We start from the raw sequence: 11,765 nt of genomic DNA, 5'->3' as shown, positions 1-11,765 counted from the left end.
CCAAGGGTCAGACCGTCACCATCACCGTCACCCCGGAGGACGGCTACACGCTCGACACCCTGACCGTCACCGACAAGGACGGCAACAAGCTGCCCGTCACCGCTGTGGGCGGCGGCAAGTATACCTTCACCATGCCGGAGGGCGCAGTGAGTATCGCGGCAAGCTTCAAAGCGGCATCGGCAGAGGGTTGGAAGCTGGGCTATCAAAACTGCCCGCTGGATGAAACCTGCCCGCTCTGGCCGTATACCGATGTCAAGAGCAGCGATTGGTATCACGACGGCGTGCATTTCTGCATGGAGAACGGCTTGATGAACGGGTACAGCGACGGAAGCTTTAAGCCCGCTGCAAACACCACCCGCGCAATGATCGCCACCATTCTGTACCGTCTCGAGGGCGCACCCGCGGTGAGCGGCACGGCGTTCTCCGATGTGGCGGCAGGCGCGTATTACCATGACGCGGTGCTGTGGGCGCAGGTCAACGGCGTGGTCAAGGGCTACGGCGACGGCACTTTCGGCCCGGATAATGCGGTCACCCGTGAGCAGATGGCGGCCATTCTGCACCGCTACGCGCAGTACAAGGGCTATGACGTATCCGTGGGTGAAAACACCAACATCCTGTCCTACGGCGACGCGGAACGTGTCGAGGAGTACGCCATCCCGGCCATGCAGTGGGCGTGCGGCGCAGGCGTGGTCACCGGCAAGCAGGGCGCGAGTGGCCTGAACCTCGACCCCAAGGGCAGCACGACCCGCGCCGAAATGGCGACCATGATGATGCGCTTCTGCGCCGAGCTCGTTAAGTAAACGCGATACAGTTGGAATGAGAAATAGGGAATGATAAAGAAGCGGTGCTCCCCGGCTGGGGGGCACCGCTTCGCTTTGCCTGACGGTGATATACCCGCCTTTCCCGTCACGCCGGGGGCGGGATATCGCCCACGTCGCGCAGGATATGGTGCGGGCGGTAGGCGTAGTTTTCCACCTCGGCGCGGCTGGTGCAGCCGGAGAGCACAAGTACGGCATCCAGCCCGGTCTCGATGCCCGCGACGATATCGGTATCCATGCGGTCGCCGATCATCGCGGCCTCGTGCGAGTGTACGCCGAGCAGGCGCAGCCCGGTGCGCATCATCAGCGGGTTGGGCTTGCCGACATAGTAGGCACTTTTGCCGGTGGCCAGCTCGATGGGCGCGACCAGCGCGCGGCAGGCCGGGATGATGCCGCTCTCGGACGGGCCGGTGAGGTCAGAGTTGGTGGCGATCAGCCGCGCGCCCTGCTGCACGAGCGCGACCGCCTTGAGAATGGTCTGGTAGTTATACGCCGAGGTCTCGCCGCAGATGACATAGTCGGGATCGACGTCGTTCATCACGATACCGGCCTCGTACAGCGCGCCGACCAGCCCGGGCGCGCCGATCACATAGGCCGAAGCGCCGGGTTTTTGCGCAGCGACGAACTGCGCGGTGGCCAGCGCCGAGGTATAAAAGTGCTCAACGCCGATATCCAGTCCCATGCGGCCGAGCTTGGCCTGCAGCTCGGCGGGCGCGCGTTCGGACGAGTTGGTCAGAAACAAAAAGCGCTTGTTCTCGCGGTGCAGCCAATCGACAAATGCGGCCACGCCGTCCAGCAGACGGTTGCCGTGGTAGATCACGCCGTCCATATCGCAGATAAAGCCGCGCTTTGCGCGCAGGGCGGTCAAGCTATCGTTCATATCCGGTCTCCTTTGCCAAGGAATGCCCGCCCGCGGCGGACGGGGGCGGTTTATTATGCGCGGGGAGCGCTGTCGGTCAGGCTGGCCACCAGCGCGTGCATCTCTGCGCGTGAGCGCACCTGATGCGCCTGCGCGATGACAGCCTGCTGTCCCTGCTCGGACAGGGCGGCAAAAGCGGCCATCGCGCCCGGCTGCTGCGCCAGCGCCATGCCAAGGCCGAGCGGCAGGCCGTCGTCGTTTTGCTGTATCATGCGTATCACCTCGCGGATAGTATGCGCGGCGCGGCGCGCGCTATGCAAGCGGCGGCACACAAAAAGCCCGCTGCGCAAGCCGAAGCCTGCCAGCGGGCGGGTATGTATGGGATACTCAGCCGAGCACCATTTTGGCGCAGCCGTAGATGCCTGCGTCGTTGCTGAGCGAGGCGGTGACGATGGGGGTGTCGGCCGCGACAAAGAGCACATATTCCTTATAATGCCGGGTGATCGCGTCGGTCAGCACGGCGCCGGCGCGGCTCATGCCGCCGCCGAGGATGAACACCTCGGGGTCGATCAGGCAGCCGACAAAGCTCATCGCGCGCCCCAGATAGCAGGCGCAGCGGTCGACGATATCGAGCGCCATTTGCTCGCCATCGCGCGCCAAATCGCAGATATCCTTGGCAGTGAAGCTGTCCATCGCGCGCAGCGCCGAGGGCGTGTCGCTCGCGGCGAGCATACGCCGGGCCAGCCGCACGATGCCCTGTGCCGAGGCGTATTGCTCCAAGCAGCCGCGCTTGCCGCAGGCGCATGGCTCGGTTTCCTCCGGCTCGACCGTGATGTGGCCGATCTCGCCCGCACCGCCGCGCTTGCCGGCGATGATCTTGCCGTCGACCACCACGCCGCCGCCCACGCCGGTGCCCAGCGTAATCAGCACCGCGCTGCGGCTGCCCTTGCCGCCGCCCTGCCATAGCTCGCCGAGAGCGGCGACGTTGGCGTCGTTGCCTGCCGCAACGTGCGGGATGGCAGGCAGCAGCTCGTTCATGCGCTCGCGCAGGTTGAATGTGCCCCAGCCGAGGTTGACGCACCGGAAAACCGTGCTGTCCGCGCTGACAGGGCCGGGCACACCAAGCCCGATACCCAGCACCTGCTCGGGGGTGATCTGCTTTTCGGCGAGCTTATCCGTAATGGAGCGGGCGATATCCGGCAGGATGCGCGCGCCGCCGTCTCCCGTGTCCGTGGGTATCTCCCATTTTTCAAGCAGCTCGCCCGCGTCCGTAAACAAGCCGAGCTTGACCGTCGTGCCGCCGATATCCACGCCGCATACATAAGGTTTCATGGTGTGTCTGCCTCCTCGATTTGCTGATTTGGGGCTGCCCCTCCGCCGGACGGAGGGCATAGCCGTGTTCTTATGTCTATTGTAGAAGATGGCGCGGGAAAAGTCAATCGGCACTTGCCGCGGCGCTGAAAAGGCGGACGGAAGCCGTGGCTTTCGTCCGCCTTGCAGCAGAGTATATTTGATTATTCGGCCAGATCGTTCGTAAGATGCAGTTTGTCAAACGCGAACAAAAGCAGGCTGAGCAGCATACCGACGATCGCCGCGAGCGTCATGCCCGAGAGCGACACATTGCCCATTTGCAGCGTCACGCCCGACAGGCCGGTGACAAAGATGACCGAGGTCAGGATCATGTTGCGGTTACGGCCGTAATCGACCCGGTTATCCACCAAAATGCGCAGGCCGGAGGTGCCGATCATGCCGTACAGCAAGAAGGAGATGCCGCCGATGACCGGGCCGGGAATGGTCTGGATGAGCGCGGTCAGCGGGCCGATGAACGAGGAGATAAGCGACAGCACGGCCGCGCCGCCGATAACGCGCACCGAATACACGCCTGTGATGGCCATCACGCCGATGTTCTCGCCGTAGGTCGTGGTCGGCACCGAGCCGATCAGACCGGAGAGCGCGGTCGAGAAGTTGTCCGCGAACAGCGAGCGGTGCAGGCCGGGGTCTTTCAAAAGGTCGCGGCCGACGATCTTGCTGGTGACGAGCTGGTGGCCGATGTGCTCATTGGCGATGACAAGCAGCACGGGCAGCATGATGAGGATGGCCTCGGGGTCGAACTTGGGCGCTTGGAAGTTTGGCAGCAGAAACAGCGGCTGCTGGAAGGCCGCGGCGATGTCCGCGCCGCTGACAACGCCGGTAAGCACCGCCGTAATATAGCCGCAGACAATGGCGATCAGGATCGGGATGACCGAGAGGAAGCCGCGCAGCAGCACGCTGCCCAGCACGGCCGCGCCCAGCGTGACACAGAAGGTCACGACGGTCGCGGTGGTCACGCCGTCACCGGTGATCTGGCCGGTCGAGGCCGCCGTGCCCGCCAGCTCAAGGCCGATCAGCGCGACGACCGGCCCCATGGCCGCGGGCGGCAGCACAACGTCGATCCATTTGGTGCCGCATTTCCAGATGATGAGCGCGAGCACGCAGCCTGCAAGGCCGACCACGACAAAGCCGCCCTGCGCATAGGGATAGCCCCATTTTTCGATGATGAGCAGACCGGGCGCGAGGAAGGCGAACGACGAGCCTAAGTAGGCAGGCGCCTTGCCCTTGGTGATGAGGATGAACAGCAGCGTGCCGACGCCGTTCATGAACAGCACGATCGCCGGATTGATGCCGAACAGGAACGGCACCAGTACCGACGCGCCGAACATGGCGAACATATGCTGGATGGACAGCGGTATCAGCAGCTTGGCGGGCACCTTGTCCTCTACTTGAATGATCCTTTTGTTTTGCATTTCTCTTTACCCTTTCTTTCTTGGTCGAGCGGGACGCCGCGCTCCCGGCGGTCAGGCGAACAGGCGGCGGATATCGTCCATGCGCGCGCAGGCCAGCTGATAGCCCATTTGATAGCCGCGGTCGAGCTTGTCCAGATCTTTTTCAAAGCTGTCGAGCTTTTCCGGCGGCTGGAGCAGCACCGTGCGCCCCGGCTGCTTTTTGGCAAGCTGACGGCACAGGCACACCGTATCGTTATAGCGCTTGGGGCGGCTCAGCAGCGTTTTGGCAAGCTGTGGATAGCGGCGGCGCAGCGCACGCACGGCGATCAGCGTGCAGCGCGAGAGCGTTTTACGGTAGCTGTCCGGCTGGGTCAGCACGATCAGGTTTTTGGTGCTGCCGTCGTGCAGCGCCTTGACGATCGGGATCGGATCGGCCAGACCGCCGTCGTAATAGATGCTGCCGCCGATCTCGACAGGCGGAAAATAAATGGGGATCGCACAAGTCGCGCGCAGCATGGTGCTGGGCCTGTCCAGCAGCATACCGTCAAGGTATTCGGCCTTGCCGGTCTCGGCGTTGGTCACGCCGACCAGCACGCGCCCCCGGTAGGCGTGGAAGGCGTTCCAGTCAAACGGCAGCAGCTCGTTTGGGACAGTATCGAACACAAAATCCACGCCGAAGATCGAGCGGTCGCGCAGATAGTTGCGTGCGCCGAGATAGCGCTTGTCGTGCCGGTAGCGATGCACGACCTCTAAATTGCGGCCGCGCTGGCGGGAGAGATAGGAAAACGCATTGGTGATGCCGGCGGAGACGCCGATCACATAGTCGAACATCAGGCCGTGGTCGAGCAGCGCGTCCATCACGCCGCAGGAAAAGATGGGGCGGAACGTGCCGCCCTCTAGGATCAAGCCGGGCATTTCTCTGTCAAAACCTTTCTTTGTGTGATGCTGTATGCACAGGGCGCGCCGGGGCGGCTCACCGGCGCTTGCGGGTGGCGGGCTTTCTGCCTTTGCGGGAGCCGCCGCGCCCCTTGCCCTGCCGGCGGCGCGCGACGCGGTTGCCGGAAGGCACGGGTGCGTCCTCCTGCGCGGGCGGCGTGGGTGGGACGGGGCTGACAGGCAGCGCACCGTCTGCGGGCGCAAAATCGACCTGACCGGTGATCTCGCTGGCGGCGAGCAGCTTGACGCGGATGGGCGTGCCGATCGTAAAGCGCTTGCCGGTGTGGCGGCCGGTCAGCGTCATGCGCTGGTCGTCATACTGGTAAAAGTCGCCCGCGAGCAGCTCGATGCGGATCAGACCCTCGCAGCCGTTTGCAAGCGAGACGAACAGGCCGAACGGCTGCACACCCGAAACCTCGGCGTCGAACTCCTCTCCGATGAAGCGCTGCATATACCGCGCGACGAACAGCGCGGTGATATCGCGCTCACACGCGTCGGCGGCAAATTCGCGCGCGGTGGACTGCTGCGCGGCCTCCTCGCACATGCTCTCGTCCGCGCCGGTGAACGCCTCGCCCGTGAGCGCCTTTTGCAGCATCCGGTGGGCGATCAGGTCGGGATAGCGGCGGATGGGCGAGGTGAAATGCAGGTAGAACTTGGCCTTCAGGCCGTAGTGGCCAAGGCACTCATCGGCATACCGCGCCCGGGCAAGGCTGCGCAGCAGCAGCGTCGGCAGTGCGCGCTGCGCGGGGTCATTTTGCGCGCCGCGCAGCACGGTTTGCAGCTGAAAAGTGTCCTCGGGTTTTGAGGGGTCGATCCGGTAGCCGAACGGCCGCGCGAACGCGGCGAACGCGGCCAGCTTGTCCGGGTCGGGATTCTCATGTACGCGGTACACGGTCGGGTCGCCGCGCCCCGCCATGAATGCGGCCACGGCCTCATTGGCTTGCAGCATAAATTCCTCAATGAGCCGCTCGGCCTCGCCCCGGGCGCGGTATTGCAGCTCGGCCGGCTCGCCGTTTTCGTCCACAACGACCTGCGCCTCCGGGATGTCAAGCTCGAGCGCGCCGCGCTCGATGCGGCGCTTGTGCAGCGTCTGCGCCAGCGCGTTCATCCGGTCGGCGGTTTCGGCGAGGAAAGCGTACTGCGCACGCAGCGTCTCGTCCCCAGCGAGGATCTGGTTGACATTGTTGTAGGTCATGCGCGCGCGTGAGCGGATGACCGATTTGGCAAAGGTCACGCCGTGCCGCCGCCCATCCTTGTCGATCTCCATCAGGGCGGAAAAGGTCAGGCGGTCGACCTCCGGGCGGAGCGAGCAGATGCCGTTGCTCAGCGCAAAGGGCAGCATGGGCACGACATGCCTCGGATAGTACACCGACGTGCCGCGCCGAAAGGCTTCTCCGTCGAGCGGCGAGCCGGGCGTGACATAGTGGCTGACGTCCGCGATGTGCACGCCGAGCAGCAGATGGCCGTTTTCCAGCGGCTCGAGCGAGACCGCGTCATCAAAGTCCTTGGCGTCGTCGCCGTCGATGGTGAAGATCAGCTTGTCCCGCAGGTCAAGGCGGCCGTCGAGCGCGGCAGGCTCGACCTGCTGCGGGATGCCCTCGGCCTGCGCGAGCACCTCGGCGGGGAACACGTCAAACACGCCGTTTTCACGCAGCACCGAGGCAATCGACGCGGCCATTGTGCCCTCCGTGCCCAGATCGGCCTGCACCGTGCCGCGCGGGAGCAGCTGCTCGCCGCCGTAATGCGACACCGTGACCGCGACGCGGTCGCCCGCCTCGGCGCCGCCGAGGTCGTGCGGGTCGATATAAATTTCAGGGTATTTTTTGGAGGACGGCTCGACGAAAAAGTGCTTGCCGCGCTGCACGAGCGCACCAGTCAGCTCCTTGTCCGCGCGCCGCAGCACGCGCAGCACCGCGCCCTCGGTGCGGCCGCGGCTGTTTTTGCGCTCGCTCACGCGGACGAGCACGCGGTCTCCATGCCACGCACCGCCGCTCGCGTTCGGCGGGATGAACAGGTCGTCGGGCTTGTCCGCGCCCGGCTCTGCATCGGGTGTGACAAAGCCGAACGCGCGCTCGGTCGCAAGGTAGGTGCCGGCCACACAGCCGTAGTGCGCCGACTGCGCATAGCGGTTTTTCTTATTTTTCATCACGCGGCCGTCGGCGATCAGCCCGTCGAGCGCGTCCTTCAGCTCGTTTCGACCGGCTTGCGGCAGGGCGCGGCGTATCTCCTCGATCCGCAGGGGCGCGGCGAGCAGCTCGTACAGCGCGCTTTGCAATTCGTTCGGTTTCATGCGATTCCCCTCCTTATGTATGTGGCGGCGCGGTGTTTCGCGGCGGTGTTTTTCTTTAGTATACCATTTCCACGCGGGGATTAAAAGGAAAATTACAGCAAAAAGCATCGGCCATTTAACGGGGGCCGCCGCTTGCGCCCGGCGCGCGATTCTGGTACACTGATACCATACACACGATCGAGGGGGGTTTTCCATGCGAGCATTGATAACGGGTGCATCCTCGGGCATCGGGCGGGAGATGGCGCGGCTGCTGGCTGCGCGCGGCTACGAGCTGACGCTGTGCGCCCGCCGGGAGGAGCGGCTGCGCGAGCTGGCCGCCGAGCTGCCGACCGTTTGCCACATCATCGCGGCCGATATTTCGGATGAAAAGGAATGCCGCCTGCTGTATCAGGCAGTGCGCGGCGATGAGCTGGAGGTCGTCATCAACAACGCGGGCTTTGGCCTGTTCGGCCGGTTTGAGAAGACCGGGCTGGACGAGGAGTTGCGCATGATCGACACCAACATCCGCGCGGTGCACATCCTGACCAAGCTGGCCGTGCAGGATTTCACCCGGCGGGGGCGCGGCTATATCCTGAACGTCGCTTCGAGCGCGGGCTTTCTGCCTGGGCCGCTGATGGCGACCTATTACGCAACCAAGAACTATGTACTGCGGCTGACCGAGGCCATCCGCGAGGAGTTGCGCCGGCAGAACAGCGCGGTTAAAATTTGCGCGCTCTGCCCCGGCCCGGTGGACACCGAGTTTAACCGGGTGGCGGGCGTACGGTTTTCGCTGGCCGGACTGGATGCTGCGCGCGTGGCGCGTGAGGCGCTGGACGGGCTGTTCGCAGGCAAGGCGCTGGTCGTGCCGGGTGCGGCGATGAAGGCGATGACTTTGGCGCGCCATTTCGCGCCCGACTGCCTGCTGGCGCGCATCACCTACCACTTCCAGCACAGAAAGGCGGGCAAATGACCGGGTGGGAGATCGAGCGCGCCTTGCAGACCACCTTTGTGCGCAGCCTGCGTAAGCCTTTCGTGCGCGCCGTGCGCGAATTTGGGCTGGTGCAGCCGGGGGACAGGGTCGCGGTGTGCATTTCGGGCGGCAAGGACTCGATGCTGCTCGCGCTGCTGCTGCGGCAGCTTAGGCAGACGGTCGACTTTTCGCTGGTGTTTCTGGCGATGGACCCAGGCTACACGCCCGCGGGACGCGCGCATTTGGAGGACAATGCCGCGCGGCTCGGCTTGCCGCTCGAGGTGTTCGAGACCAATGTGCTCCAAGTCGCGGCAAACCACGCCGCCGGGCATCCGTGCTTTCTGTGCGCCAAGATGCGGCGCGGCTATCTGTATGCCGAGGCACAAAAGCGCGGCTGCAACAAAATCGCGCTCGGCCACCATTATGACGACGCGATTAGCACGGTGCTGCTCAGCCTGCTCTACGGCGGGCAGGTGCAGGCCATGCTGCCGCGCGTCAAGGCCAAGCACTACGCGGGCATGGAGCTGATCCGTCCGCTCTATTATGTGCGCGAGCGCGCGGTAGAGGAATGGGTGCGCGGCTGCGGGCTGACCTTTCTGCCCTGCGACTGCCCGGCAAGGACGCTCGAAAACGATACCAAGCGCGCCGAGGTGCGGGCGCTCATCGCCGCGCTGGCCGAGAAAAATCCGCAGGTCGAGGCCAATATTTTTAACGCTGTCAAAAACGTGAACACGGCGGGTCTGCTCGGCTGGCGGGATGAAGCCGGGTTTCACAGCTTTTTGGACAGCTTCTAACGCACGCCGTCCGCGCCAAACCAAACAAAGCCCTGCGCCGGTGAACAGCGCAGGGCTTTTGTAATGATTTGATCGGCTTTATTTCCGCCGCAAAATACGCACCGCGTTGAGCACGCACAGCATGGCTACGCCCGAATCGGCAAATACAGCCAGCCACATCGAGGCACGGCCGGCAAGTCCCAGCACCATGACCGCCAGCTTTACCGCTAGCGCGAACACGATGTTCTGCCGCGCGATGCGGCCCGCGCAGCGCGCGATATCGACCGCGTCCGGGATGGCGGACAGCTCGGTGCGCAGGAACACCACATCGGCCGCTTCGATGGCCGCGTCCGCGCCCGAGCCCATGGCCGCCCCCACGTCCGCGCCCGCGAGCACGGGCGCGTCGTTGATGCCGTCGCCGACGAACAGCGCCGCGCCGTGCGCCGCGCGCAGCTCATCCAGCGCGGTCAGCTTGTCTTGGGGCAGCAGCCGCGCGCGTACCTCGTCAACGCCGACCGCCCCGGCTACCGCGCGGGCGTTGTCCTCTCCGTCGCCGGTCAGCATGGCGGTGGCAAGCCCCTGCCGCTTCATGCGCGCGACCGCGTCCGCCGCGTCTGCCTTGACGGTGTCCGCGATGATGAGCTGGCCGATGAATGCACCGTCCAGCGCGAGCAGCACCTCGGCGCCGCCTGTCTCGCCCGCATCGTCCGCAAGAGCGATGTGGTGCCGCGCCAGCAGCTTGCGGCTGCCGCACAACACGGTCTTGCCGTCCAGCATGGCCGAAACGCCCTCGCCTGCCTGCTCACGGATGTCGGTCACGGCGGGCAGCGCCATGTCCTGCGCGGCGGTCAGGATGGAGCGGGCGATCGGGTGCGTGGACGCGCGCTCACAGGCTGCCGCCAGCGCGAGCAGCGCGGTTTTGTCCATGCCGCCGGCGGGCGCGACGCGCTGCACGGCGAAATTGCCCTGCGTGATCGTGCCGGTCTTATCCATGACGACCATTTTGACCGTTTCGAGCATCTCAAGCGACGCGCCGCCCTTGAACAGGATGCCGCGCTTGGAGCCTGCGCCGATGCCCGCGAAATAGGTCAGCGGCACGGAAAGAACGAGCGCGCACGGGCACGAGATGACGAGGAAGGTCAGCGCGGTATACACCCATTGGCTCCAGTTGCCGGTGGCAAGGCCGGGGATGAGCGCGGTTAGCGCCGCGATCACGACGACCACAGGCGTATATACGCGGGAAAAGCGGGTGATGAAACGGTCGAGCCGGGGCTTGCGCGCGGCGGCGTTCTCGACGCTGTCGAGGATGCGCTGCACCATGCTCTCGGCCAGCACATGGGTGACGCGCAGCTTGAGCAGGCCGTCCGTGTTGACGCAGCCTGATACGGCCTTGTCGCCCGGGGCGACGCGCACGGGTGTCGGCTCGCCGGTAACGGCCGAGGTGTCCAACCGGCTCTCGCCCTCAAGCACCACACCGTCGAGCGGGACGCGGTCGCCCGGGCGAACGAGCACGATGTCGCCCACCCGCGCGTCCGCCGCGGCAATCTCGCGCGTGCCGGACGACTCGACCAACTGCACGACCTCGGGACGCAGGTCGACCGCCTGCATGATCTGGCGGCGCGAGCGGGCGACCGCCCTGTCCTCAAAATACTCGCCGACGCGGTAGAACAGCATCACACCGGCCGCTTCGGGATATTCGCCGATGATAAGCGCGCCGAGCGTGGCCAGCGACATCAGAAAGTTTTCGTCGAACACGCGGCCGCGCAGCAGATTGCCGAGCGCGGTCCAAAGCACCCGCCAGCCGAGCACAAGATAGGCTGCAACCACCAGCACGGGCTTGGCGATGGGGTGCGGGGTGAGCATGCCGGCGGCAAAGCACACCGCGCCCGCGAGCAGCGCGCGCAGCGGGGTGGCCTCCTCCTCCTGCCCGTCTTCAGGCACGATGACCTTGGCCGTGCTCTCGACCGCCACGCAGACACGGCGGATGTCGGGCAGCAGTGCGTCCGGGTCAGGCGCGGTCACGCGCAGCTGGCGGGTCTCGTAAACCAGCACGCAGTCGGCAACGCCGGGCAGGCGGCTGACTTGATGTTCGATCTCGGCGGCGCAGTGCGCGCAGCCAAGCCCCTGCACGGTGTAAACGCGCTGCTTGCCTGGGGCATGGCCGTGCGCAGCCTTGCCATCGGGCGCTTTGCGCGGCGGAGCGGCATGGTCATGGCAGTGGCAGCTGTCATGGCTGTGGTGGGTATGCGGGTGCGCCTCGTGCGGATGCGCGTGCTCGTGTCCGCAGCCGCAGGGCGTGCCGCCGGATGCCGGCGGGGTTTGTCTGCCGTGATCTGTCATGGTGATACGCCTCCTGACAATATATGAATACTTGCTCA

General features: G+C 65.2%; 10 protein-coding genes. 3 read left to right on the top strand and 7 right to left on the bottom strand.

The window, feature by feature from the left end; translation table 11 throughout:
* Positions 1-800, top strand: an 800-nt coding sequence (locus MR935_RS07685; RefSeq protein WP_290572463.1) for an S-layer homology domain-containing protein, incomplete at its 5' end; no start/stop codon positions are given.
* A 106-nt stretch (positions 801-906) separates the two neighbouring features.
* Here the strand turns inward: MR935_RS07685 and MR935_RS07680 are convergent.
* The 6 genes from MR935_RS07680 to rnr form a co-directional block, all read right to left on the bottom strand.
* Positions 907-1,698, bottom strand: coding sequence for an HAD-IIA family hydrolase (locus tag MR935_RS07680; RefSeq protein ID WP_290572461.1), 792 nt, complete (start codon positions 1,696-1,698; stop codon positions 907-909).
* A gap of 53 nt (positions 1,699-1,751) precedes the next feature.
* Positions 1,752-1,949 carry a hypothetical protein gene (locus MR935_RS07675; protein WP_290572460.1) on the bottom strand — a complete coding sequence of 66 codons (198 nt, stop codon included), beginning with the start codon at positions 1,947-1,949 and terminating at the stop codon, positions 1,752-1,754.
* Positions 1,950-2,064: 115 nt separating this feature from the next.
* Positions 2,065-3,009 carry an ROK family glucokinase gene (locus MR935_RS07670; RefSeq protein WP_290572458.1) on the bottom strand — a complete coding sequence of 315 codons (945 nt, stop codon included), beginning with the start codon at positions 3,007-3,009 and terminating at the stop codon, positions 2,065-2,067.
* Positions 3,010-3,191: 182 nt separating this feature from the next.
* Positions 3,192-4,460, bottom strand: coding sequence for a uracil permease (uraA, locus tag MR935_RS07665; protein ID WP_290572456.1), 1,269 nt, complete (start codon positions 4,458-4,460; stop codon positions 3,192-3,194).
* Between the two features lie 51 nt (positions 4,461-4,511).
* On the bottom strand, positions 4,512-5,354 hold the full coding sequence (locus tag MR935_RS07660; RefSeq protein WP_290572454.1) for a patatin-like phospholipase family protein: 843 nt from the start codon (positions 5,352-5,354) through the stop codon (positions 4,512-4,514).
* A gap of 58 nt (positions 5,355-5,412) precedes the next feature.
* Entirely contained in the window at positions 5,413-7,665 is a 2,253-nt protein-coding gene (gene rnr / locus MR935_RS07655; protein WP_290572451.1) for a ribonuclease R, read from the bottom strand.
* Positions 7,666-7,858: 193 nt separating this feature from the next.
* On the opposite strand from rnr, the gene MR935_RS07650 reads away from it, so the two are divergent.
* Together MR935_RS07650 and MR935_RS07645 are read left to right on the top strand one after the other, a co-directional pair.
* Positions 7,859-8,614 carry an SDR family NAD(P)-dependent oxidoreductase gene (locus MR935_RS07650; protein ID WP_290572450.1) on the top strand — a complete coding sequence of 252 codons (756 nt, stop codon included), beginning with the start codon at positions 7,859-7,861 and terminating at the stop codon, positions 8,612-8,614.
* Positions 8,611-9,408 carry a tRNA lysidine(34) synthetase gene (locus MR935_RS07645; protein ID WP_290572449.1) on the top strand — a complete coding sequence of 266 codons (798 nt, stop codon included), beginning with the start codon at positions 8,611-8,613 and terminating at the stop codon, positions 9,406-9,408. The genes MR935_RS07650 and MR935_RS07645 overlap by 4 nt, the downstream gene beginning before the upstream one ends.
* Before the next feature lie 78 nt (positions 9,409-9,486).
* Here MR935_RS07645 and MR935_RS07640 read toward each other — a convergent pair whose 3' ends face one another.
* Positions 9,487-11,727: a heavy metal translocating P-type ATPase gene (locus tag MR935_RS07640; protein ID WP_290572448.1), complete on the bottom strand. Its 2,241-nt coding sequence runs from the start codon at positions 11,725-11,727 to the stop codon at positions 9,487-9,489.
* Positions 11,728-11,765 lie beyond the last annotated feature (38 nt).

The sequence above is a fragment of the Agathobaculum sp. genome, from assembly GCF_022775115.1.
Taxonomy (GTDB): Bacteria; Bacillota; Clostridia; order Oscillospirales; family Butyricicoccaceae; genus Agathobaculum.
The sequence above is the reverse complement of the archived record's forward strand: the minus strand, read 5'-3'. Positions and strand labels throughout refer to the sequence as shown.